This is a genomic window from Segatella copri, from assembly GCF_003465495.1.
Classification (GTDB): domain Bacteria; phylum Bacteroidota; class Bacteroidia; order Bacteroidales; family Bacteroidaceae; genus Prevotella; species Prevotella copri_G.
The window spans coordinates 20,710-42,952 of sequence record NZ_QSAV01000023.1 but is presented as its reverse complement, the minus strand read 5'-3'; the positions used below and the strand labels follow the sequence as shown (position 1 = coordinate 42,952).

Below are 22,243 nucleotides of genomic sequence, written 5' to 3'. Positions count from 1 at the left end.
AAAGTGGAAAATATAGATAATATCGAATTAAGAAGCGAAAAGGTGAGGAATGTGATAGGCAAAGTTCCTCCTCGCCTCGTCAGCTTGGGGACTATAATCATTACCACCATAGTCCTCGCCCTCGCAGTCGCTTTCTATAAGATACCTTATCCTATATCCATAGAGGCTAATGGTGAGGTCATCAATCAAGGAACAGTGCAAGTATTTGTGCCATACAAGTATTTGTATCTTTTCGATGAGCCAAGGACGGCTCATGTTTCTTTCGAGGGCAACAACAATGCATCTTATAACTGCAACATCATAAGCCATAATGCCAAGCTCATACATAGGGAAGATGGCAACTATTTTATGGCTACAGCCTCTGTGAGCACACAGGGACAAAATACCCCAATATTGCAACAGTACATGAAAGCCGATGTCAGAATCATCGTCAGCAATAAAACGTTATGGCAACAGGTATTCGGATAAACTATATCCGAATACCTGCTGTTTGTTTTTGGATGCATATTGTGTTGGTAAGCATCAGATTTTACGCAAAAGTTCTAATTTCCATAAAATTCCTCTTGTAAATCATTGGATATTTAGAAAAATATCGTATCTTTGTCCCCGAATTAAGGCGTTCTTTGCATATTGCAAAATACAGAAACGAGCAGAAGTCCGCTCGTTTCCATATTGTTACCTATATAATATAGGCAAACGCCCAACTTCTTGATTTTCAATCAAAGTCCAATTTAGAGCGAGTTAGCAAAGTTAACACAAAATAATTGCTTATCTCACTAATAATCAGTATTTTTGCGCATAATCTTTTAAAGGATCAAAAAAACTAAGAATATGGCTAGAGCAACAGGTTCAATCAATTATTTGGAGCATCGCACGCCCTTGAAGGACGAAAGCGGTAAGTATCAGATACATCCGATGTTCGTGAAACAGGATGTCGTTGACAGGGAGAAGATGGAAAAGCGTGTTCGCGATCATTGTGCGATGAACGTTTCGTCCTTTATTTCTGCATTGGAAACGCTGGAGGATGAAACGCTTTACGCCCTGGCGGATGGCAACGAGGTGAGAGTAGGCGATATGTTTATCGTCAAGCCTAAGCTAGGGATGGTGAAGCATAAGGACAAGAATGGAATCGAATGGAAAAGGACCTATCATGAGGGGGATCTGATTCCAGCCAATGAGGTGGATATCTGCGGCTTGGAAATTCAGCCCACGAAGGAGTTTCTGGAGAGGCTGAAGCGCCACTCTAATGGTTGCAGCCGACAGTATTGGAGTGTGAAATCTACTCCAAAAGAGGCGGATAAGGAGTTTACTGATATTGTAGAGATTTGTCAGCAGCAGGGTTATATCACGGTGAAGGATATGATTCGTGAATTCGGTGTTACCCGCTATCATGCCAATAAGGTGTTGAATGATCTCTGTGAGGAACCGGCTGCCAGAATGTATGCTACCAAGGAAGGTCCTATAACGCTCTATCGTTTGTGGAAGAAGGAGTAACTAAGACGTAGTTGTTGAAACGGCTCTTTAGGTTGACGGAATCGTCTCCTTAACTTGAATGAAGCGTCTCTTCTCGTTGAAGGATGCGTATCCGAGAGTTAAAAGAAGCGTTTCCAGGAGTCAGAACAAGCGTCTTTTAGAGTACAAGCATATATCTTCTCAGACATTGCCACTAGGCTCAGCAGCTCTGCCGAGCCTAGTCAGCAGGTCTGCTGACTGCAGTCAGCACCTCTGCTGAGCCTAGTGACAACACCTTTTAGTCGTACAGCTATAACCTCTTTAGTTGTACAACTATACACTTTTTAGTTGTACAATCGTAAAATGATGATACTTCTATGAGATATATTGGGTGCTCTCATTCAATCCAAACATACAGCATCTTCCTTTTATAACGTTCGTTTGCTTTTGTTCTATTTCAACGAACGAAATGAGGAAAAGCAGCTTCTCCTAATTCTGGCGCATATTCAAAACCTTCGTAACTGAAGCCTGCCAGTTCCTCTGGAGTAAGAAGCTGATTATTCAAGATATATCTCACCATGGCTCCACGGCAAGATTTAGCCCATACAGCCTGCATCTTCAATCTGCCGTCTTTCTGGCGGACATAAAAGAGTGGCTGAATGACCTTTATCTCCTGACAGACTCTCTTCCAATCAAACAGATGTTCATATTCCTCTGTAGAAAGATGGATGAGTATACCATCATCAGCTTTCACACTATCGATGAGAACATCTGTCAGTTTGTCTTTCCAGAACTGATTGATAGGCTTGTCGTTTGTAGCTTCGAGCGATACGCAATGCTCCATACGATAAGGTACGATGCCATCCAACGGTCGAAGCAATCCATAAAGGAAGCAGGTAATCCAGAGATGTTTCTGGGCATACTCTAACGACTCCTCGCTCAAAGAACTGGCACGCAAATGTTTGTATGCCTGACCATTGTAAGCCAGGATAGCAGGCATCTTCTCTGCAGCCATAAAATCATGATATCGCTTCCAGTTCGTCATTGCAATCTTGCTGCTGCAATCAAGTTGCTTAGCCAATTCCTCTACATTCATCATTGCCATTTCTTTGGCCAAGTCATTGGCAACTGATTGGAATAGTGGCACGGAGATAGGCTTCCTGTCTGCCTTCTCAAACATGATTTTGGCATTTGCCAATAATATCTGCATAATAATCAATCTTTTGAATTGTACTTGCAAAGATAAGAAAAAATCAATATACAATGCTAAATAGCCAAGAAAAATCCCATAAAATTAAAATTTTTTATAAAACGAGCATTATATAGTACTTTTTTTTGTGTAATCTATAAATATTTGTTACCTTTGCCCCATGAAAACATTATTAGACGTTCATACACATACAATAGCATCAGGTCATGCCTTCAGCAGTTTGCAGGAAATGACCTTGACAGCAAAGGAGAAAGGGTTGAATATCTTGGGAATCACAGAGCACGGTCCCAATATCCCGGGTACCTGTGATCCTATCTATTTCAGAAACCTTCATTGTGTTCCACGCCAGCTCTATGGAATCAAACTGATGCTTGGAGCAGAACTCAACATCCTCAATACGAAGGGAGATATCGATCTCGACGAGGATTACTGGCGTATGCTGGATATCCGAATAGCAGGCATCCATAGCCTTTGCTGGCAGGGAGGAAGTAAGGAGGAGAATACGCAGGGTGTCATCAATGCCATGCGCAATCCCTTCGTGCAGATTATCTCTCATCCCGGCGATGGTACGGCAGAACTGGATTTCGAGGAACTCATGAAAGTTTCCAGAGAGACGCATACCTTGCTTGAAATCAACAACCATTCCATGGCTCCCATCCGCCACAAGACTGTGGCTGCTCCCAATAATCTGGAACTGCTGGAACTTGCCAAGAAGTATGAAACTCCAGTCATCTTCGGAAGTGATGCCCACTTCTCTGCGATGATTGCCGACTACAGCAACATTATGCCACTGGTAGAAAAAGCAGAGTTCCCGGATGAGCTGGTTCTCAACTATCAGCCAGAGAAATTCATGGCTTACCTCAAACCAACCCCTGAGAAATAGGAAAATTTAGTTTCACATTTCAATTTACACGACTATGATTATAGAAGAAATCATCAAGTATAATGAAAACTTCGTAGCCAGTAAGGGTTACGAAAAGTATCTTACGAGTAAATATCCAGACAAGAAACTTGCCATTCTTTCCTGTATGGACACCCGCCTCACTGAGCTTCTGCCAGCAGCTTTGGGCCTGAAGAACGGAGATGCCAAACTCATCAAGAACGCCGGTGGACTGGTTATCAGTCCTTTCGACTCAGCCATGCGTAGTCTCCTTGTAGCCATCTACGAATTGGGTGTAGAGGAAATCATGGTCATTGCCCACTCCAACTGCGGTGCATGCCACATGAACGGACAGCAGATGAAGAAATTGATGCTCAAACGTGGCATCCATCAGAATGTTATCGATACCATCGGGCTTTGCGGCATCGACCTCGACCATTGGCTGGAGGGATTCCACGACACAGAGGATTCTGTAAGGAATACCATCAATACGATCCGTACACACCCTCTCGTACCAAAAGACGTCAATCTTCATGGCTATATCATTGACTCACAGACGGGCAAACTGACAGAAGTGAAATAGAATAAAGGTATTATTTTAATTAAAACACATAACAGCAGTTTGTTGTACTTTCACCTTCCCTCTATGATGCTCTTTCCAAGAAAGTAACTTTCGTTACAGCCCCCACATATCATTCAGCATACTGATAGCTGATTCCGAGCGGAATACATGGTCGCGGAAGGTGATGATGCCTTCGGGAGCAAGGTGGGCTTCGAAGGAATTCACCAGGAAATCAGCTTCGAGCAGAATGCGGTGGTCGAGGCTGGTAACATCTTGATAAGTATGATGATGGGCAATGAGCCAGCAGATTCTTTCTATCTGTGCGGCTGTGAATCCATCTACTTCTGACAGTACTTTTCTTGCCTCGTCAGGACCCAGTTCTTCCTGGTGCTTGCCATCGCAGTTGCCGTATCTGGCTTGTGAAACGTGAATGCCTACATCGTGAAGAATGGCTGCTGCTTCGAGCACGAAGAGTTCTTCTCCGTTCATTCCCTCTGCTATCGCAATCATACGGGCAAAGTTGTGCACCTTTACGAAATGCTGGATGAGTGGCGCATCGCCACCATCATATTTTATCATCGCCCTCATCAAATTGGCGAGTATCAATTCCTTGTTTGTCATAATCTTATGTTTTTTACCAATAAAAAGAATACTAATCGAAGAGCTTCTTCCAAATCCACAATACCGCTATGGCGCCAATGACACAGAAGATGAAATTGGTAAGATAACCCTTGCCAAACAACTCAATGTTCAGCAGACTGCTGATGATGGCACCGGCATAACTGCCTACAATACCTATGAAGAGATTCATGCAACATCCTTTTCCTTCACCGCTCATAATGCGGTTGGCAATGTAGCCAATGAAAATACCTGTAAGGATTGGCCACGCTGTGAAATCTGCAATATGTTCTAACATACTCTTTTGATTTTATTTTTTCTTGTTATCTGATCTTTCTGATAACCTTTGCCGGATTTCCCACAGCCATGGAGTCATCAGGAATATCCTTGACCACTACGCTGCCGGCACCGATTACGCAGCGGTTGCCGATGGTTACTCCAGGGCAGACGATGACTCCTGCGCCCAGCCAGCAATCTTCGCCAATGGTGATGGGGAAGCCTGTTTCTACTGGCTTGCGTCGTTCCATATAATTGATGGGGTGGTTAGGGGTTACCAGTTGGCAGTTCGGACCTATCAGGGTGCGGTTGCCGATGGTAATCCAGCCTTCATCGAGCATCGTGGCGCCATAGTTGATGAATACATTCTCACCCACCTTGATGCCGTGACCATGATCGCAGTGGAAGGGTGGACAGATGGTGGCTGAAGCTGGAATGCCAGGAATCAGTTCTTCGATAATGGTTCGATAGTCTTCATCAAACAGGGTTAGCGTCTGCAGGCGGCAGCAGAGACGGTTGGCGTGCTCTATGCTTTTCATGCCTTCCTTGTTGCTGAAATCATAGAGCTCGCTGTTTCTCATTTTTTCAAATTCTGTCATCTTTGTTCTCTATTGATGGATGTAATCCAGAATCTGCTCTGCATGAATCTTGGTCTTGATCTCCTTTGGAGTGAAGATTTTTTCGATGACGCCTTCTTCGTTGACGAGATAGGTGGTGCGGAGGATTCCGATGGTCTTTCTGCCGCAGGTTACCTTCTCACCCCAGCAGCCGAGTTCCTGCAGTAGGGTGGTTTCGGTATCTGCGATAAGAGGGAACTGCAAACCCTTGGTTTCGGCAAACTTCTTCTGCAGCGCCTGCTTGTCCTTGCTCACGCCGATAATCTCATAACCGGCTGCTGCCAGCTCCTCCTTATGTGCCTGCAGTGAGCAGGCCTCGGCAGTGCATCCGCTGGTGTTAGCCTTCGGATAACTGTAGAGCACAATCTTGCGACCACGGTAGTCGCTTGCCTTTATCTCACGTCCGTCCTGGTCAATGCCAAGAATCTCTGGTATTTTATCTCCTACATTCATAATTCTATATTTATTTATTATACGTCTTGTTATGATGCAAAGATAATAAAAATAATGCGAACCGATGTGATTCTTATGATTTTTAACACAAATAATCGTTGTTTATCTTTCTACCTGGAAGTTTAAACGAATCTTTCTTTTGGATAAAAAAAAAAAAATATAGGGAGGATATTTGGTAATATGCTGATATTTACTTACTTTTGTGTGATGAACGTTCATGGTATGAAACAGGGAGCGTGATACTAAACAGGTAAAAAAGGAAGAAAATGAAAAAGATATTTTTGTTTATATTATTCTGTCTTTCCGTATGCAGCATGTCGGCTTACGACTTTCTGCGAGCTGTGAAAGATGAGATTCCGGGAGGTTACAACTTCTGGGTTTATACGCCGGTAGATTATTTCTATTCGCAAGAACAGACTCCTGTCATCATCTTTCTGCATGGAGCCAGTCTTTGTGGAAGAAATCTGAATAAGGTGAGAAGATACGGACCGCTTGATGCCATCGTCAAGGGGCGCGATATCGATGCGCTGACCATCGTTCCGCAGAATCCGGGAGGAGCCTGGAATCCGAAGAAAATCATGGATATGCTCGACTGGGTGAAGAAGAATTACCCATGCGATTCTAATAGGGTTTATGTCTTGGGCATGAGTTTGGGCGGTTATGGTACCATGGATGTCTGCGCCACTTATCCTGACAGAATAGCTGCCGGCATGGCGCTGTGTGGTGGCTGTTCTTATAAGGATGTGAGTGGATTGGGCGATTTGCCTTTCTGGATTATCCATGGCACAGCAGATAGGGCAGTACCGATCAAGCAATCGAAGGTGGTGGTAGATAAACTTGTGAAGGATGGCAAGGATACCCGATTGATATACGACTGGTGGAAGGGTGCCAATCACGGTACCCCTGCCCGTGTATTTTATCTGAAGAAAACCTATCAGTGGCTCTTCTCGCACAGCCTTTCAGATAAGGACAGACCCGTGAACAAAAACATCAGTATTACGATGAGCGATCTGGGCAGAGCATATGGTGATGTGAACAGAAATGCCCCTCAGCCTGAACTCATCGATGGTCCGAGTGTGATCAAGCAAGAGGGAAATGAATATTAAGGAATCTTTTATAATAAAATGTTCTGCCATGATGTCTTTTTATTTGATTAAATTCCTTTATGCGAATGATTTTTATGCCTTGCAAAGATACTGTTTTTTCTAAAATTAGGGGCTAAGAATGGCATAAAGGTTTTAGAGTCTGTTTTTTGAAAGAAATAACAAGTAAACTTTTCTCTTTTCAATCTTTTTTCGTACTTTTGCACCATCAATTAAAATAAAGAAAATCCAGTTTTTTAAATGAAGTAAGAAAATGGCTGATAAAGATATGAAATGGAAGACGCTCTCGCAGAAGTATCTGATAGAGAAGCCTTGGCTCACGGCACGAGTGGATAAGGTGGAATTGCCTACGGGAGCCATTATCGATGAATATTACGTGCTGGAATATCCTGATTGGGTGAACACCATCGCCATTACGAAGGACGGAATGTTCGTATTTGTGCGCCAGTATCGCTATGCGATAGGTAAGACTGTGAATGAACTCTGCGCAGGAGTGATAGAGAAGGGCGAGGACCCGATGGCGGCTGCCAAGCGAGAGCTGATGGAAGAGACTGGATTCGGAGGCGGAAACTGGCAGAAGTGGATGACGATTTCGGCTAATCCGAGCACTCATACCAATCTTACCCATTGCTATCTGGCTACGGATGTGGAGCGCATGGATGTTCAGCATCTAGACCAGGCTGAGGATATCGAGATTCGCCTCTTCTCAAGAGAAGAAGTGATGGAAATGCTGGAGAAGGGAGAAATCTGGCAAAGCCTGATGGCGGCTCCGCTATGGAAGTATTTTGCGAAAGCAAAGTAAGCTGCAGGGCTTCATTCATAAAAGCCAAGTAAACAGCAGACAATAGACTGTAAGCAATAGATATTAAACAATAAACATTATAAAGATGGTAATAGATTTCGAAAAGATTGCTGAGGCTCATTTGGAGGGCTTCAAGGGTGGACAGGGTAAACTCGACACCCGTAACTATGTGGATGACAAGGTGAAGATTATGTATTCTACCTTGCGTCCGGGTGCATCAACTGGTCTTCATACTCACGAGGGCAACTGCGAGATTATCTATGTGGTAAGCGGCACTGCTACTTTCCATTATGATGATACCGTGGAGGAGGTTCGACAGGGACAGGTGCATTATTGCCCTATGAACCATGCTCATTATATGGAGAACCTCACCGACCATGATCTGGTGTATCTCGCCATTGTGCCTGAGCATCATTAATATCCTTGAAACATCAATCAGGGAAAAACGCATCATATTCCTCAAGGAAAACGAAAAAAGAAAGTCCAACTCGGATGCCTCTCTCTGAAAGGCTCCAAGCTGGACTTTCGTCATTTTTATCTCTTTCTCTTGTATTGCTATGCTAATCTGTGTTTATCTAAAAGTCAGCTGCGGATTAGAGTTTCTCGCAGAACTCGATTTTCTCCTTGTTAGGACCCTCGATGGTGAAGAACTTTACACCATTCTCCCAGAAAGGAAGACCATTTACCTGCTGATCCAACATTTTGAATGTTCCGGCTTCCTTCACAACCTGGAAGAGATCGTCTATGTTCTTTACATCGATGGCGATGTGGTCAACGGCTCCATATTCCATCTTTGCCTGATGGTTCTGATAGGTCTCAATGATGAGATTGTGGAGCTGGAGGAAGGCTACTTCCTCGGTGCCGTTTACTGTGCGGAGGGCTGTCTCAAAGCCCAGGGCATGATAAAACTCAATGGTCTTGTTGATGTCGTTGGTAGGAATGCCAATGTGCTGCACACCTGTTGTAAAATCTTTAATCTTCATAATGAATTTGTGTTTAGACGATTGTTATGATAAAACTTTCTGTGTTTTTTGAAGATTTAGAAGCGGATGATTTCTGCTCCAATCTGGAAATAACTCTCGTTGCTCTGCGGATTCCACATGCCCTTGGCGTAAACCGGAACGGTGTAGTTGCCGAGCTTGAGGTCGTGGGTGGCTTGCAGCGATACGTGAACGATGCCTGCCGTGGTTCCGAAGAAGTGGGCATCCTCGCCAGCTCTGTTCAGGGCGAAGGCTCCACCTACTCCTGCATCTACCTTCCAGCCATCCTTCTGATAGATAGGATATTCCGCATAGGCGAAGGTGGAATATTTCTGCTTCGTATTGTCGCTGTTGCGGTCACGTCCGAAGACTACCGTTGACCAGCTCAGGAGCAGTGGAAACTTCTCGTCCTGAAACCGGTAGCTTAATGTAGCATCGAGGAATCGGCCCGTGGTATGGGCAGAATAGTTCCAGTATTCCTTATTATTATAGGTGGCACCAGGGGAGAAGTTGTAGGTGTCCCACAGGGCGAATCCCCAACCGCCAGCCTTCAGATTCAGATAATGGTTAAACTCCTTGTAGGAGCCTTCCGAGTTGCAGCCTCCCCAAAGTCCCACGGTAACGTGGTCGTTGACCATCGTATAGCTCAGGTCGGTGAGGAGGACGATGCCGTCGGAAACTTCCATGCCACGCCACAGATGATTGTTCTGCACGTTGGCTTTCAGATGGAGCTGTGCCTGGGCGTTTCCCAGGCAAGCAGCCATCATCAAAACAATAACTACAATTCTTTTCATGGTTTTACTACAAAATAAACTAATAAACCTAATTAACTATGAACCTTATAAACGTTAACTAATTACTTAAACCATATATTACTGATAATTATAATTTGCATATAATTTGGGCAAATAAGGGCTTATCTTGTAAATTCCTTTGGCAAGATCGGCATGGCTCCGTTCTGTGTACAGACGAATGCCGAAACCTTTACTGCCAATTCATGAGCTTCCTTTACGCTCTTACCCTTCAAGATGCTTGCCACGAATGCGCCTGTGAATGAATCACCGGCACCCACTGTGTCTGCCACTTCTACCTTCGGTGTCTCTATAAACGAAACTTCGCCAGGGGTGAATACGTAGCTGCCGTTTACACCGCAGGTAAGGATGAGCATCTTCAGATTGTACTTGCCCAAGAGGAGCCAGCATTTGTTCTCCAGGTCGATGCCCGGATAGCCGAAGATGCGGCTTACGGTAATCAATTCCTCATCATTGATCTTGAGGATGTTGCATCGCTTGATGCTCTCGGTGATAATTTCCTTATTATAGAATCCCTGACGGAGATTGATGTCGAAGATTTTGAGGATTCCTTCTTCCTTTGGCATGTTATCGAGGAAGCGATAGATGGTGTTACGGGAAACCTCGTTGCGCTGAGCCAGCGAACCGAAGCAGGCTGCGGTGCAATTCTCAGCCAACTTCTCCAGGGCTGGCGTGTAGGGGATGTTGTCCCAGGCTGCTCCCTCCTTGATGTCGTAGCAAGGAATGCCGTTGGCATCGAGTGAAACCTGGACGGTGCCTGTAGGGTAGGCTACCTTGTCTATATGATAGTTGAGATGGTGATCGTTGAGTTCCTTTTCCAGTTCCTTGCCCAGCTCATCATCGCCCATTGCGCTGACCGCACAGCTCTCGAGTCCGAACTGTGAAACGTGGTAAGCAAAGTTGGCAGGAGCGCCACCTAGCTTCTTTCCTTCTGGAAGCACATCGAAGAGTGCCTCACCGATACCTATCACTGATTGTTTCTTTTCCATTGTCATTTTTACTTTAAGAATGTTAGAGATATTACTTGATTTCTGTTGCAAAGGTAGCATTTTTCAGCTACCTTCGCAAAGAAAAATCATCTAAACTTTCTGCAAACGTTCCCGCAATCGTTTCCAATTTCTGCAATCGTTTGCAGTATGTTTCTTCTCTTCTATCTCTTTACTTCTTCTCTCCAGGTTTCTGTTCGAAATCGATGAGAACCTTCATGCTGGTTTCGCGATGAGTGTCGATAAACTTGTAGGCATCATCGTATTCTTCGAAGGCAAAACGGTTGCTTACGAGTGGCTTGAGGTTGACGATGCCCTTGCTTACGTAATCGATGGCTGTGAGATAATCTTCGTGGCGATACATCATTGAACCGATGAGTCTCAACTCATGTTCGCCCAGATAGAACATGCTGAGGGCTGGGTCCTTGGCAAAGACTGCCACAACCACGATGTCGCTACCTTTCTCGATGGTCTCCATCAGTGAACGGATGGAAACTTCTACACCTGCTACCTCGAAACCTACCTGATAGCCTTCCTCACCGAAGAGTTCCTGGGCTGCCTCCTTCAAGGTCTTCTTGGTGATGTTGAGAGTATGCTTGATGCCGCATTCGCGAGCCTTAGCCAGGCGGAGGTCGCTTACATCGGTAATGAGTACATTCTTGGCGCCACGGGCAATGCAGAACTGGGCTATGAGGTTGCCGATGGTTCCTGCACCGCTCACTACTACATTCTTACCCTTCACATCGGTGCGGTTGCTGGCATGGGCACCAACGGCTGAAGGCTCTATCATGGCACCATAGTCAAGGCTCATGCCTTCTGGCAACTTAGCCACGCGGTCGTCATCTACTACAAAGAAATCCTGTGCAGCACCATCTGCCTGGAAAGCCTGAACACGCAGGTGCTCACAAACATTATACTGTCCGCGCTTGCAAGGGTTGCACTTGCCGCAAACCAACTGTGGGCGAGCGGTGATATGGTCGCCAGGCTTGCAGACGGTAACTTCGCTGCCTACAGCCACAACCACTCCTGAGTACTCATGTCCCTGAACCACTGGGTAGAAGGTGGCTGGGTGAAGACCGTGGTAAGAGTGAATCTCGCTACCGCAGATGCTGATGCGCTTGATGTTGACGAGAACCTGATGAGCAGTTAAGTCTGCTGCCTTTGGTTCTGCTACTTCCTTGAATTCGATGTGCTTTGGTTCTACCAATATTGCCTGTCTCATAATTATAATGTTTTGAAATTGTTATTGTTATAGTTGGTGGGATAAAAGATCCCGTTTATTTATTTCTTCTTTTTTATTTATTTCTTCTTATTCTCCAGATCGGCCATAATCTGCTTGTATTGCTTCTTGTTGAGCTTGTAGAAGCAGAGGCATCCTGCGGTGATGATCCACAAGACTCCCGGAATGGTGCTGAAGGCATGGTGCATAATGTTCAATACTTCTGGATTCTGCACAGCGTTGCTTACATATCCTGCACTGCCCAGGGCAATGGCGAGAAGCGATGTGCCGAGTGCCATTCCTATCTTGTTGCCCAGCGAGATGAAGGCGTATTGGAATCCGTCGTTTCTGATGCCTGTCTTCCACTCGCCATACTCCACACAGTCGGGGATGATGGCATAGATGGCTGTATTGAAGCCTGAGAAGAAGAACCACGACAAAGCTGAGAACAGATAGAACATGATGGCGCTGCCGTTAGGGCTGAAGAAGTACAGACCTATCATCGTAATACCGGTGAGGAAAGCGAAGATAGCTGCCGTGAAACCCTTGTTGCCCGTTTTTTTGAATACCAGAGGGAAGCAGGCTGCACCTATGATGCTTGGCACGATGATGGCCATGGAATAGTAGGAGAAGAGCGTTGCCGAACCTTCTACATAAGTGAAATAGTAGAGCATGTCGGCGTTGCGTCCGTAGTGGATGAAACCGAAGAGCAACTGTCCTAAGAGGGCGAGCAGATAGGGCTTGTTCTTCATCACGGAACGAAGCTGCACCTTTAAAGGGAGCTTCTGTCCCACAGGAACTTCTACCACTTCCTTGGTCTTGTGGAAGCAGAACAGATGGCAGGCGGCGAAGATGATGCCGTAGAGTACAGCCACTGCCAGATATCCATATTTGGTATCGCCTGCGCCAAACCAGCTGATGAGCGGAACGGTTACGATGTTGATTACTCCGATGGCCATCATGGCGCTCACCGAACGGCTGGTGTTGAGCTTGGCTCTCTCATCGATGTCTTGCGTCATGGCTCCGCAGAGTGTGCCGTAAGGCAGGTTCACGCAGGTATATCCCAGCACCAGGATGCAGTAGGTTACTGCCATATAGATAATCTTGGCGGTCTGGCTCCATTCCGGATGAGCCCAGAAGGTGAGTATCAGTACCAGTGCCGTGATAGGAGCTCCGAAGAGCAGCCATGGGCGGAATCGTCCCCATCGGGTGTGGGTCTTATCGGTAAGTGTGCCGATGATGGGGTCGTTGATGGCGTCCCAGAATCGGGATACAAGCATCAGGGTTGCTACGGCACTCATGCTGATTCCGAACACATCAGTGTAGAAAATCATGAGGAAGTTGCCCACGAACATCCAACTGAAGTTGCAGCCCACATCGCCCATGCCATAGGCGAGCTTACTGATGAAGGGAACCTTTCCCTGCGAATTGTTCTCTAGCGAATTGTTCGCTTGAAATTTAGAATCTTGTTCCATATTCTTTTTTCTTAGGTTTGATTGTGATACTTAATGTTGTTTATTCTTTGTTTTGCGAAGGAATGGAGCGATTAGAAAAATCGTTTTTCCTTTTCACGCTGCAAAGATAGAACGATTTTGCTGGAAAATCAAGAAAAAAAAACGACTCTTTTTTCGCAACCGTTCCCGCAACCGTTCCCATTTTTCGCAACCGTTCCCAAAAAGATTTCTCTGTTTTTTGTTGTTGCTTTCATGGAAAATAAGTATCTTTGCAGGCACATTCAACAAGAAAGAAAAAGAGATATGGCAAAATATGTAACCATTATGGATATTGCAAGGGAACTGGGGATTTCCAAGTCCACCGTTTCCCGTGCTCTTTCGGGAGATACGGGTAATGTGAAGGCGGAAACCTTGCAGAAGATATTGGCGACTGCCGAGCGGATGGGCTATCATCGCAACGAACTGGCTGTGAACTTTCGCCAGCAGAGTACTCATAACATCGGCATCATCATTCCCGAAATCGTCACCACTTTCTATATGACCTTTATCAATGATGCTCAAGCCATCCTGCGCAAGCAGGGGTATAAGGTGATGATAGCCATTTCTAACGAGAATCCTGAGCAGGAGAGAGAGAACATTCTGATGATGGAGCAGCTGCGTGTGGATGGCATCCTGATGAGTGCATGCGATAAGGAGCATAATGTGGACCTATATAATAAGGTGATAGATAGGGGCATTCCCATCGTGTTTTTCGATAGAACGGTGGAGAAGGTAAAGGCTTCACAGGTGCATATGGATGATTACATCATGTCGTTTTTCATGGTGGAGGCTTTGTTGCGCAAGGGGTATAAGCATATTATTCATATTCCGGGACCTGCTTATATCCGAAACAGCTATGAACGATTGAGGGGTTATCGGGATGCGCTGGAAAAGTTTCATATAGAGTATCAGGCGCAAGATGTCTTGTCGCCAGCCTTGTCGGCTGAAGAGGGTAGTTGGGTGATGGAGCGTTTCCTGGAGAAGAATGTGCCCTTTGATGCGGTATTTGGCTTTACGGAGACTGCTGTGTTGGGAGCCAAGAGTGCTATCCAGAAGCGTGGCTTGCGCATTCCGGAGGATGTGGCGTTATGCTGCATGTCTGGCACAGCTCTGGCTACTTTGGTTCATCCTCAGTTGACGGTAGTGGAGCAGCCTATTGAGAAAATGGCGCAGGAAAGTTGCCGACTGCTGCTGGAGCATATTGCCGATGGTTATAGAAGGATAGAGGAAATTGCATTGAGAGGTGAAACAGTGATAAGGGAATCTACTTAATAAAGGTATCGACTTCTGGAACCTGCATAAAAGAAGCTGTTTCAGAAAACAGTAATAAAAGAAACGGGTGTATCATCTATATTATTGAATGATACACCCGTTTTCTATTTATTTTAAGCATTTAAGCTTAATCTATCGCCTTATCTTAAACTTCCTCTTCCTCTTCTTCATTCTCCAGCAAGTCGGTGCCGAGATGAGTGGTCTGTTCACGCTTCAATCGATCGCGCACCTCCTTAGGCTTGGTGGCGTAGGTAATCATTCGGATAGAATCGTTATAGCTTACGTACTTCCAGAGCCAGTTGAGCATTACCATCATCTTGTTCTTTACGCCAAGGATAGAACGGAGGTGAACTACCAGCCACAATACCCAGGCAAAGAAGCCCTGGCTGTGGAACTTGCCAAGTTCTACCACTGCCTTGTTTCTTCCGATGGTAGCCATAGAACCCAGGTTCTTGTAGCGGAATGGCTTGAGCTGGGAATCTGCTGCTCCCTCTGCAATCTTCTGGATATTCTTTGCCAGAAGCGCAGCCTGCTGGATGGCTACCTGAGCCAATTGTGGATGACCGCCTGGATAAGCAGGATCTGTAGTCTGGATACACTGGTCGCCGATGGCAAAGAGACCGTCCATGCCAGGGATGCGGTTGAATTCATCTACTACGATTCGGAAACCACGGCCCAGATGGTCGCCATCGATACCCGTGATAGGCTGTGCCTTTACACCTGATACCCAGAGGAAGGTGCGGGTAGGAATCTCCTGACCGTCCTTCATCAAGACCTTGTGGTCCTTGTAGTCGGTTACCATTTTGCCAAACTGTACATCCACACCCATACTGGTAAGGAATTCGTATGCTTTCTTAGAAGAGTCCTGTGACATTCCGGCGAGCAGTCTGTCGCCCGCTTCCAGAAGATAGATGTGCATCAGAGATGAGTCCATATCAGGATAATCATAAGGAATCACGTAGCGCTTCATTTCAGAGAGAGCTCCGGCAATCTCTACACCCGTGGCACCACCGCCTACAATGACCACGTTCAGGAGTTCCTGTCGCTCCTCTTCTGTGGCACAAGTCAGTGCACGCTCCAGGTTGCTCAACACAGCGTTGCGCAATCCCATTGCCTCTGAAACGGTCTTCATCGGAATAGCCCACTTCTCGATGTTGGCATTGCCATAGAAATTGGTAGTGGTTCCTGCTGCGAACACCAGGTAATCGTACTCAATCTTACCGATGGAAGTTTGCAGAATCTTCTTGTCTGGGAATACGGCTCTCGCCTCTGCCATGCGGAAGTAGAAGTTCTTGCGCTTGCGGAAAATCTGGCGGAAAGGGAAGGAGATGGAGCTTGGGTCGATACCTGCTGAGGCAATCTGATAGATAAGTGGAGGAAACTGATGGAAGTTATTCTTATCAATCAACACCACCTGCAGGTTTGCCTTGCTCAGGTCTTCTGCCAAGCGAAGGCCACCGAGTCCGCCACCTACAATCACTACTCTCTTCAACTGATTTCTCTTGATATTAATGCTCATAACTACTTCTGTTTTTTATATATTAATTACATATATTTGCTGAAAATTCTATTCTTTATAAGGCGCAATGCCTGGTACTCGCAGAAAATTCGATTGCAAAGGTACAACTTTTTTATGAGGCGGCAAAAGAAGATGGGTAGAAATATGGGATTGAAGCTTGTTGCAATCGTTCTCATTTTATATTCTTGCAAATGATGTTACAAAATGTAATATGCAGATAGCATTTTTACTTTGGCGGTGGATGGCTTGAAGGAATATACTTCCAAGGCTTCGGGCTTGTTCATGATGGGAGTTTTTCTTTTTTTTTATCATTCCGCAATCTGATGAATCACATAGGTAACCACGCCCCAGATCATGAAGCGGTTGGTTTCATCTACCCGGATAGGGGGAGAAGTTCTTGTTCCATGGAATGAGCCAGCCGAAGGTGCCGCTCTCATCCATCTTGAATTGCTTGATGGTGAATTCGCCATCTACGAAGGCGATGACGAAATTGCCGTTTGAGGGTTCTATCTGCCGGTCAACTACAGCGAGATCACCGTCCAGAATGCCTGCATCCTGCATGCTGTCGCCAGATATGCGCACGTAGAAGGTGGCCTCACGATGGCGAACCAGAATATCGTTGAGGTCTATCTCTCCCTCCATATAGTCTTGTGCCGGCGAAGGGAAGCCTGCTTTTACGCTTTGCTCTGCCAGCGGAATAGGTATCTTGGCTCCGAATTCCGCAGGGTGAAATGTCAGTTTTATCTTGTTATCGCTATTCTTATTCATCTTGTTTTTTCTTATTTATGGAGCTCATTTTTAGAATGGGCTTATTCTGCTTTAGAATGGGCTTATTCTGCCTCTCATTGAGTTTTTACTTTCAGAATATCATGGATGTTCGTGGTAAACTGCTTCGACATGTACTCGCGTTTCAGGTCGAATCGGCTGTCTGTGCCTTGTATGGTCTGGCGTATGGTGCCATAACCATTCTTCCGGTTGATGGCGTCGATAGCCTCCATCAGCTTTTTGGGCTTGCTTCGGTCGATGGGGTCGAAGAGGTCTTGCTGGCGAGGATGGTCGGGTGAGATTTGCCACAGGATAACGCCAGCTTTCTTGAAGTGAAACGACATGTCGGGGCAATCGGGCCTGCTGTCTGCCATCGGTTTCGGGTATTTAGCCCGGAGAATGCTGAGGGCAGCACCTACTATTTCTTCCTGCGCATTGGTGGCGATGGGCAGGGTGAGGGAATCGTGGATGGTGTATTCAGGCACATGCTCGTTAAAACGGGAAGTCCATGCGAACACTGTGATGCCCTGACATACGCTACCTTGTCTCCTTAATTTTTCTGTACAACGTACAGCGAAATTAGCCACGGCTTCTTCTATCACATTTTTGTCGGTAATGCCCTCGTTGGCAAAACTCCTGCTGGTGCAGATGCTCTTCTTCTGCGGCAATTCCTCGATGCTGATGCAGCTTTCGCCATTGATTCATCTGCCTCGAAGAAACTCTCATCGATAGAGTATTGGTCGATGCGTGGGGAATAATGGGATAGCATCGACATCACGCGGTTGGAGAGCGAACCGTAGAGCGTATAGTTGCTCGAGAATATAGCCACTCCTTCAGCCTCCAGTTTTTCCTTCACCTGATAGAAGGGGTCGCCCATCTTATAGCCCAATGCCTTAGCTTCTTCAGAGCGTGCGATGACGCCCCCGTCGTTGTTACTCAATACAACCACGGGCTTTCCTGTCAGGTCGGGGCGAAACACTCGCTCGCACGAACAGTAGAAGTTGTTGCAGTCTGCCAGTCCTATCATATCTTATCTTATCATTAACACCTCTTGTTATCACCAGAAATCCTGGTATAATGTGCAAAAATACAAAAAATAATCCGAAAACGATAGTTTTTCATTCAAGTTTTTTTGTCGTTTCGTGATTTATTCTTACCTTTGTGGTCATAAGCTAGTATTGAAACATTATAAAACTGAACGATATGAATGATAAGAATAACATGTTGGCATTGAGCCAGGAGCGTTTTTCGGCTCGCAAGTTTACTCCGGAGGCGGTGAGCCAGGAGGATCTGGACTATATCATGGAGTGTGTGCGCCTGGCACCATCGGCAGTGAACAGGCAGCCTTGGCGCTGGCTCATCGTGCGCTCAGAAGAGGCGAAGAAGAAACTGCAGGAGTGCTACGACCGCGAATGGTTCAAGACGGCTCCTATATATATTATAGGTATGAAAAACGTGAATGAGAACTGGGTGCGCAGATATGATGAGAAACCGCATGGCGATATTGATGTGGCGATAGCGGCAGAGCATCTCTGTCTGGCTGCCACCGAAAAGGGACTGGGTACCTGCTGGGTCTGCAATTACGATACGGCGAAGATGCAGCAGTTCTTTGCTCGCGAGGGCTATGAGGCGGTGGTAATCATTTCTGTAGGTCATATTGCTGAAGACTGTCCACGCACAGAGAAGAAGCGCAAGGAGATGAGCGAAATCACGGAAGAAATCTAGTTCTGATATAAGAAGAAATCTAGTTCTGATATAAAATCTGGTACAAAAAAGAAGCTGTATGGAAATGAACGAAGAATCCATCCTGGCATGGAATATCATAGAAAAGACAAATGCCAACCTCTTCCTTACCGGAAAGGCGGGCACAGGTAAGACGACCTTCCTCAAGCGATTGAAAGAACTGTCGCCAAAACGAATGATTGTGCTTGCTCCTACGGGCATTGCAGCCATCAACGCCGGAGGAATGACCATCCATTCGTTCTTCCAGCTTCCCTTCTCGCCATACGTGCCGGGCACGACCTTTGGCAGCGGCGAACAGAAACGCTATCAGTTCAGCAAGCTCAAGCGCAATATCATCCGCAGTATCGACCTGCTCGTTATCGACGAAATCAGTATGGTGCGCAGCGATCTGCTCGATGCTGTAGATTCTGTGCTTCGCCAGTATCGCAAGCGCCACGATTTGCCTTTTGGTGGTGTGCAACTCCTGATGATAGGCGATTTGCAGCAGCTGGCACCCGTGGTTACGCCACAGGAAGAGCATCTGCTGGGGCAGCATTATGATACTCCTTTCTTCTTCAGCAGCAACGCTCTGAAGCAGGTGGGTTATCTCACCATCGAACTTAAAAAGGTGTACAGGCAGCAGGATGAACAGTTTATCTCGCTGCTCAACCAGATTAGGGAGAACAAGGCTTCTGAAGCTACGCTGCAGGCTCTGAACCAGCGCTATATTCCAAATTTTGTACCACCTAAGGAGGGCAATTATATCAGGCTTACCACCCATAATGCACCTGCCCAGTATATCAACGAACAGCAGCTTGCTGCCTTGCCTGCTCAGTCATTTTCTTTTACAGCAGATATAGAAGGCGATTTCCCTGAAACATCTTATCCGGCCGATTTCAAGCTCACATTGAAGCCGGGAGCCCAGGTGATGTTCATCAAGAACGACCCGCAGCACCGTTTTTATAATGGTATGATAGGCGAGGTGATAGGGGTTAGGACCGATGAAGACGGCAGCAAGATTACCGTTCGCAGTAAGGATTCGGGCGAGGAGTTTGACCTGGAGAAAATGGAGTGGACCAATGCGAAATATACGCTGAACGAGAAAACCAAGGAGATAGAGGAGACGGTGGAAGGAAAATTCATGCAGTATCCTCTGCGTCTGGCGTGGGCGATAACTATCCACAAGAGTCAGGGACTTACTTTCGAACATGCCATCATCGATGCTTCTCATTCTTTTACCCATGGTCAGACTTATGTGGCACTGAGCCGCTGCAAGACTTTGGAGGGCATGGTGCTCAGTCAACCGCTTTCTCGCGGAGCCATTATCAGCAGTCAGACGGTGGATGCATTCACCAGCCAGCTTGCTGCGCCTAGTCAGGAGCAAATCAGCAGTCTGGAGCTGCAATACATCATTTATTGCATCAGCGAACTCTTCGATTTTTGTTCCATCAGAGCCAGCTATGAGCATCTGATGCGCTGCCTGGTAGAGTTTTTTAATGGTAAATATCCGCGCGTGGTAAGCGAGTATCAGAAGTTGCAGGTGGTGCTGAAGAGTCTGATAGCCGTATCGGATAAATTCCGTGTGCAGTATACGGGTATGCTTGCCCGAAATCCTGATGTAAGACAGGCTGAGCTGCAAGACCGTATTCATAAGGGAGCTATGTATTTTCTTGACAAAATCGGCATTCTGAGTGATTTAATCAGAAAGTCGAATCTTGATACAGACAACAAAGTGGCTAGGAAACAGTTTGAAGACCGCTTCTCTGTTTTCTCAGAGGATGTAAAATTAAAAGAACGGCTTTTGAAGTATGAATGTAGTGCAGAATTCACGGTAACAGATTATCTGAAAAAGAAGGCGCAGTTCTTGCTGTTGGATGCAGATGCCTCATCAGATAGCGGTTCGGGCAGAAAGTCAAGGAGACAGAAGAAACCGAATGAACCGAAGGTGCCGAAAGTCGCTTCGAAGGAGGTAAGTTATGATTTCTATATGCAGGGAATGACGGTAGATCAGATTGCTGCTAAGCGGGGTTATACCAAAGGTACCATTATTGGTCATCTTACTCCTTATGTGAAAGAAGGAAAGATTGGACTGCGGGCGCTGATTTCAAGTGCCCATGAAAAGAAAATCCGTGATTTCATGAAGGCTCATCCTGAATTGGAGCTTTTTAGTGAAATAAAGGAAGCTTTGGGAGCTGGTATTGATTATTACGAAATCAAACTGGTTCATGATTTGATGGAGGGGGAATAAAGCATTCTTCCACCATATTATAATAATAGCCGTAACTATATTTGCAGTAGTTACGGCTATTTTTTTAAAAATTATCTAGAGTTGGCTCACAGCCTCTTCCAGCTGCTGCAAAGCCTGTTTGATAATACTTCTTGGTGCAGCTACATTCAATCGCATGAATCCTTCTCCGCCAGGACCGAACATCTCTCCATCATTCAATGCCAGATGCGCCTTGTCGATGAATAGGTCAAGAAGTGCATCGTGAGAAAGATTCAGATCACGGCAGTTGAGCCATACGAGGAAGGAAGCCTGTGGACGCAAAGGGCGAATGCCCGGAATATGCTCACGGCAGTAATCTTCTACGAACCGGATATTGTCCTCAATATAGGCAAGCATCGCCTTGCGCCATTCTTCTCCCTTGCGGAAGGCTGCGATAGTGGCTATAGGAGCAAAGAGAGTTGACTCATCCAACTCGTTAGCGCTTAACCATTTGTAAAATCTATTCCGAATATCTTCGTTTGGAATAATGGCGTAGCTGCTCACAATTCCAGCTATATTGAAGGTCTTGGAAGGAGCCTGGAAGGTGATGCTGATGTTGCGTGCCTTGTCTGAAACCGAAGCAAACGGGATGTGCTTGTGGCCGAAGAGCGCCATATCCGCGTGAATCTCATCGCTGATAACGAGCAGATGGTGCTCATAGCAGAAGTCGGCAAGCTGCTGCAGGGTTTCCTTGCTCCAGGTAATACCGCCCGGATTATGAGGATTGCAGAGAATGAGAATCTTGCATTTCTCATCGCAAACCTTCTCGAGATTTTCGAAATCCATCTCGTAATATCCGTCTTCCCTCATCTTCAGCGGATTGAAGACCACCTCTCTGCCATTACCCTCTGGGGTGAGGCGGAATGGGTGATAAACGGGTGGCTGGATGATGACTTTTTCGTCAGGCTGGGTGAAGACATTCACCACGAGTCCGATGCCTTTAACAATACCAGGAATGAATCTTATCCACTCTCGCTTCACATCCCACTGGTGGTGGTCGCGAACCCAGTCGATGATGCTAGGCAGGTAATCTTCCGGCTCCATCGTGTAGCCGAAAAGAGAGTGCTCCAGACGTGCCTTGAGGGCATCTGTAATGAAAGATGGGGTCTCGAAATCCATATCAGCTACCCAGAGTGGCAGCAAATCATCTCGCCCCCAACGAGGCAACAGGGCGCCATGCTTCAGGTCGTCGCTGCCCGAACGGTCTATGACTTTATCGAAATTGTACATTTTACT

25 protein-coding genes are annotated in these 22,243 nt (G+C 46.1%); 10 read left to right on the top strand and 15 right to left on the bottom strand.

All coding sequences use genetic code 11. From position 1 onward, the window contains the following. Nucleotides 1-3 precede the first annotated feature (3 nt). Nucleotides 4-468 (top strand): hypothetical protein, encoded by a 465-nt coding sequence (locus tag DWV53_RS16145; protein WP_259318945.1) that lies wholly within the window; start codon nt 4-6, stop codon nt 466-468. Between the two features lie 363 nt (nt 469-831). Continuing rightward, nucleotides 832-1,494 (top strand): hypothetical protein, encoded by a 663-nt coding sequence (locus tag DWV53_RS08400; protein WP_118152910.1) that lies wholly within the window; start codon nt 832-834, stop codon nt 1,492-1,494. Nucleotides 1,495-1,909: 415 nt separating this feature from the next. On the opposite strand, the gene DWV53_RS08395 is transcribed toward DWV53_RS08400, so the two are convergent. Then, the gene (locus DWV53_RS08395; RefSeq protein WP_118152908.1) at nt 1,910-2,662 is read right to left on the bottom strand and encodes a YaaA family protein; all 753 of its coding nucleotides are present in this window, start codon (nt 2,660-2,662) and stop codon (nt 1,910-1,912) included. Between the two features lie 160 nt (nt 2,663-2,822). Here DWV53_RS08395 and DWV53_RS08390 point away from each other — a divergent pair, with 160 nt between their 5' ends. Then, the gene (locus DWV53_RS08390) at nt 2,823-3,545 is read left to right on the top strand and encodes a phosphatase (protein WP_118152906.1); all 723 of its coding nucleotides are present in this window, start codon (nt 2,823-2,825) and stop codon (nt 3,543-3,545) included. A 37-nt stretch (nt 3,546-3,582) separates the two neighbouring features. Then, nucleotides 3,583-4,125 (top strand): beta-class carbonic anhydrase, encoded by a 543-nt coding sequence (locus DWV53_RS08385; RefSeq protein ID WP_118152926.1) that lies wholly within the window; start codon nt 3,583-3,585, stop codon nt 4,123-4,125. A 93-nt stretch (nt 4,126-4,218) separates the two neighbouring features. On the opposite strand, the gene DWV53_RS08380 is transcribed toward DWV53_RS08385, so the two are convergent. The 4 genes from DWV53_RS08380 to DWV53_RS08365 are packed head-to-tail and all read right to left on the bottom strand — an operon-like array spanning nt 4,219 to nt 6,068. Continuing rightward, nucleotides 4,219-4,725, bottom strand: coding sequence for an HD domain-containing protein (locus DWV53_RS08380; RefSeq protein ID WP_118152904.1), 507 nt, complete (start codon nt 4,723-4,725; stop codon nt 4,219-4,221). A 31-nt stretch (nt 4,726-4,756) separates the two neighbouring features. After that, complete coding sequence (locus DWV53_RS08375; protein ID WP_006847444.1) at nt 4,757-5,020, bottom strand: GlsB/YeaQ/YmgE family stress response membrane protein; 264 nt, start codon at nt 5,018-5,020, stop codon at nt 4,757-4,759. Nucleotides 5,021-5,045: 25 nt separating this feature from the next. Next, nucleotides 5,046-5,597: a sugar O-acetyltransferase gene (locus tag DWV53_RS08370; protein WP_118152902.1), complete on the bottom strand. Its 552-nt coding sequence runs from the start codon at nt 5,595-5,597 to the stop codon at nt 5,046-5,048. 9 nt (nt 5,598-5,606) lie between these two features. Beyond that, the gene (locus DWV53_RS08365) at nt 5,607-6,068 is read right to left on the bottom strand and encodes a peroxiredoxin (RefSeq protein ID WP_117727864.1); all 462 of its coding nucleotides are present in this window, start codon (nt 6,066-6,068) and stop codon (nt 5,607-5,609) included. Nucleotides 6,069-6,334: 266 nt separating this feature from the next. On the opposite strand from DWV53_RS08365, the gene DWV53_RS08360 reads away from it, so the two are divergent. The 3 genes from DWV53_RS08360 (at nt 6,335) to DWV53_RS08350 (ending at nt 8,391) form a co-directional block, all read left to right on the top strand. After that, complete coding sequence (locus tag DWV53_RS08360; protein ID WP_437181529.1) at nt 6,335-7,174, top strand: phospholipase; 840 nt, start codon at nt 6,335-6,337, stop codon at nt 7,172-7,174. A gap of 250 nt (nt 7,175-7,424) precedes the next feature. Next, entirely contained in the window at nt 7,425-7,973 is a 549-nt protein-coding gene (locus DWV53_RS08355; RefSeq protein WP_117727862.1) for an NUDIX hydrolase, read from the top strand. A gap of 85 nt (nt 7,974-8,058) precedes the next feature. Further along, nucleotides 8,059-8,391 (top strand): cupin domain-containing protein, encoded by a 333-nt coding sequence (locus tag DWV53_RS08350; protein ID WP_022122055.1) that lies wholly within the window; start codon nt 8,059-8,061, stop codon nt 8,389-8,391. Nucleotides 8,392-8,566: 175 nt separating this feature from the next. Here DWV53_RS08350 and DWV53_RS08345 read toward each other — a convergent pair whose 3' ends face one another. The 5 genes from DWV53_RS08345 to DWV53_RS08325 all read right to left on the bottom strand — a co-directional run bounded on the left by DWV53_RS08345 (nt 8,567) and on the right by DWV53_RS08325 (nt 13,445). Next, nucleotides 8,567-8,956: a VOC family protein gene (locus DWV53_RS08345; protein ID WP_117692306.1), complete on the bottom strand. Its 390-nt coding sequence runs from the start codon at nt 8,954-8,956 to the stop codon at nt 8,567-8,569. A 56-nt stretch (nt 8,957-9,012) separates the two neighbouring features. Continuing rightward, nucleotides 9,013-9,747, bottom strand: a complete 735-nt coding sequence (locus DWV53_RS08340; protein WP_117727861.1) for a hypothetical protein — start codon at nt 9,745-9,747, stop codon at nt 9,013-9,015. Between the two features lie 122 nt (nt 9,748-9,869). Continuing rightward, nucleotides 9,870-10,754: a carbohydrate kinase family protein gene (locus tag DWV53_RS08335; RefSeq protein ID WP_117727887.1), complete on the bottom strand. Its 885-nt coding sequence runs from the start codon at nt 10,752-10,754 to the stop codon at nt 9,870-9,872. Nucleotides 10,755-10,923: 169 nt separating this feature from the next. Further along, nucleotides 10,924-11,973: a zinc-dependent alcohol dehydrogenase gene (locus DWV53_RS08330; RefSeq protein WP_118152900.1), complete on the bottom strand. Its 1,050-nt coding sequence runs from the start codon at nt 11,971-11,973 to the stop codon at nt 10,924-10,926. A gap of 77 nt (nt 11,974-12,050) precedes the next feature. Next, nucleotides 12,051-13,445, bottom strand: coding sequence for an MFS transporter (locus DWV53_RS08325; RefSeq protein WP_117727859.1), 1,395 nt, complete (start codon nt 13,443-13,445; stop codon nt 12,051-12,053). A gap of 282 nt (nt 13,446-13,727) precedes the next feature. Between DWV53_RS08325 and DWV53_RS08320 the strand changes: the two genes are divergently transcribed. Next, on the top strand, nt 13,728-14,735 hold the full coding sequence (locus tag DWV53_RS08320) for a LacI family DNA-binding transcriptional regulator (protein WP_181975308.1): 1,008 nt from the start codon (nt 13,728-13,730) through the stop codon (nt 14,733-14,735). Between the two features lie 145 nt (nt 14,736-14,880). Here DWV53_RS08320 and DWV53_RS08315 read toward each other — a convergent pair whose 3' ends face one another. The 4 genes from DWV53_RS08315 to DWV53_RS16135 form a co-directional block, all read right to left on the bottom strand. Next, nucleotides 14,881-16,254 carry an NAD(P)/FAD-dependent oxidoreductase gene (locus tag DWV53_RS08315; RefSeq protein WP_118152898.1) on the bottom strand — a complete coding sequence of 458 codons (1,374 nt, stop codon included), beginning with the start codon at nt 16,252-16,254 and terminating at the stop codon, nt 14,881-14,883. Between the two features lie 369 nt (nt 16,255-16,623). After that, the gene (locus DWV53_RS08310; protein ID WP_238399616.1) at nt 16,624-17,022 is read right to left on the bottom strand and encodes a LexA family protein; all 399 of its coding nucleotides are present in this window, start codon (nt 17,020-17,022) and stop codon (nt 16,624-16,626) included. Nucleotides 17,023-17,096: 74 nt separating this feature from the next. Further along, a complete protein-coding gene (locus tag DWV53_RS16140; protein WP_238399618.1) occupies nt 17,097-17,687 on the bottom strand; it encodes a DinB/UmuC family translesion DNA polymerase in 591 nt (196 codons plus the stop codon). Beyond that, nucleotides 17,618-18,046: a hypothetical protein gene (locus DWV53_RS16135; RefSeq protein WP_238399620.1), complete on the bottom strand. Its 429-nt coding sequence runs from the start codon at nt 18,044-18,046 to the stop codon at nt 17,618-17,620. Before DWV53_RS16135 ends, DWV53_RS16140 begins: the two co-directional genes overlap by 70 nt. 176 nt (nt 18,047-18,222) lie before the next feature. Between DWV53_RS16135 and DWV53_RS08300 the strand changes: the two genes are divergently transcribed. Together DWV53_RS08300 and DWV53_RS08295 are read left to right on the top strand one after the other, a co-directional pair. Next, on the top strand, nt 18,223-18,744 hold the full coding sequence (locus DWV53_RS08300; RefSeq protein WP_118152896.1) for a nitroreductase family protein: 522 nt from the start codon (nt 18,223-18,225) through the stop codon (nt 18,742-18,744). A gap of 58 nt (nt 18,745-18,802) precedes the next feature. Next, entirely contained in the window at nt 18,803-20,989 is a 2,187-nt protein-coding gene (locus DWV53_RS08295; protein ID WP_118152894.1) for a helix-turn-helix domain-containing protein, read from the top strand. Nucleotides 20,990-21,064: 75 nt separating this feature from the next. Here DWV53_RS08295 and DWV53_RS08290 read toward each other — a convergent pair whose 3' ends face one another. Continuing rightward, on the bottom strand, nt 21,065-22,237 hold the full coding sequence (locus DWV53_RS08290; protein ID WP_118152892.1) for a MalY/PatB family protein: 1,173 nt from the start codon (nt 22,235-22,237) through the stop codon (nt 21,065-21,067). Nucleotides 22,238-22,243: the final 6 nt, after the last annotated feature.

What these genes read in the sequence shown, in the direction of transcription:
- DWV53_RS08335 (WP_117727887.1), bottom strand. Translation starts at nt 10,754, where the DNA reads ATGGAAAAGAAACAATCAGTGATAGGTATCGGTGAGGCACTCTTCGAT.
- DWV53_RS08325 (WP_117727859.1), bottom strand. Translation starts at nt 13,445, where the DNA reads ATGGAACAAGATTCTAAATTTCAAGCGAACAATTCGCTAGAGAACAAT.
- DWV53_RS08320 (WP_181975308.1), top strand. Translation starts at nt 13,728, where the DNA reads ATGGCAAAATATGTAACCATTATGGATATTGCAAGGGAACTGGGGATT.
- DWV53_RS08360 (WP_437181529.1), top strand. Translation starts at nt 6,335, where the DNA reads ATGAAAAAGATATTTTTGTTTATATTATTCTGTCTTTCCGTATGCAGC.
- DWV53_RS08380 (WP_118152904.1), bottom strand. Translation starts at nt 4,725, where the DNA reads ATGACAAACAAGGAATTGATACTCGCCAATTTGATGAGGGCGATGATA.
- DWV53_RS08300 (WP_118152896.1), top strand. Translation starts at nt 18,223, where the DNA reads ATGAATGATAAGAATAACATGTTGGCATTGAGCCAGGAGCGTTTTTCG.
- DWV53_RS08365 (WP_117727864.1), bottom strand. Translation starts at nt 6,068, where the DNA reads ATGAATGTAGGAGATAAAATACCAGAGATTCTTGGCATTGACCAGGAC.
- DWV53_RS08330 (WP_118152900.1), bottom strand. Translation starts at nt 11,973, where the DNA reads ATGAGACAGGCAATATTGGTAGAACCAAAGCACATCGAATTCAAGGAA.
- DWV53_RS08340 (WP_117727861.1), bottom strand. Translation starts at nt 9,747, where the DNA reads ATGAAAAGAATTGTAGTTATTGTTTTGATGATGGCTGCTTGCCTGGGA.
- DWV53_RS08295 (WP_118152894.1), top strand. Translation starts at nt 18,803, where the DNA reads ATGGAAATGAACGAAGAATCCATCCTGGCATGGAATATCATAGAAAAG.
- DWV53_RS08310 (WP_238399616.1), bottom strand. Translation starts at nt 17,022, where the DNA reads ATGAATAAGAATAGCGATAACAAGATAAAACTGACATTTCACCCTGCG.
- DWV53_RS08370 (WP_118152902.1), bottom strand. Translation starts at nt 5,597, where the DNA reads ATGACAGAATTTGAAAAAATGAGAAACAGCGAGCTCTATGATTTCAGC.
- DWV53_RS08400 (WP_118152910.1), top strand. Translation starts at nt 832, where the DNA reads ATGGCTAGAGCAACAGGTTCAATCAATTATTTGGAGCATCGCACGCCC.
- DWV53_RS16135 (WP_238399620.1), bottom strand. Translation starts at nt 18,046, where the DNA reads ATGATAGGACTGGCAGACTGCAACAACTTCTACTGTTCGTGCGAGCGA.
- DWV53_RS08395 (WP_118152908.1), bottom strand. Translation starts at nt 2,662, where the DNA reads ATGCAGATATTATTGGCAAATGCCAAAATCATGTTTGAGAAGGCAGAC.
- DWV53_RS08355 (WP_117727862.1), top strand. Translation starts at nt 7,425, where the DNA reads ATGGCTGATAAAGATATGAAATGGAAGACGCTCTCGCAGAAGTATCTG.
- DWV53_RS08315 (WP_118152898.1), bottom strand. Translation starts at nt 16,254, where the DNA reads ATGAGCATTAATATCAAGAGAAATCAGTTGAAGAGAGTAGTGATTGTA.
- DWV53_RS08345 (WP_117692306.1), bottom strand. Translation starts at nt 8,956, where the DNA reads ATGAAGATTAAAGATTTTACAACAGGTGTGCAGCACATTGGCATTCCT.
- DWV53_RS08290 (WP_118152892.1), bottom strand. Translation starts at nt 22,237, where the DNA reads ATGTACAATTTCGATAAAGTCATAGACCGTTCGGGCAGCGACGACCTG.
- DWV53_RS08350 (WP_022122055.1), top strand. Translation starts at nt 8,059, where the DNA reads ATGGTAATAGATTTCGAAAAGATTGCTGAGGCTCATTTGGAGGGCTTC.
- DWV53_RS08375 (WP_006847444.1), bottom strand. Translation starts at nt 5,020, where the DNA reads ATGTTAGAACATATTGCAGATTTCACAGCGTGGCCAATCCTTACAGGT.
- DWV53_RS08390 (WP_118152906.1), top strand. Translation starts at nt 2,823, where the DNA reads ATGAAAACATTATTAGACGTTCATACACATACAATAGCATCAGGTCAT.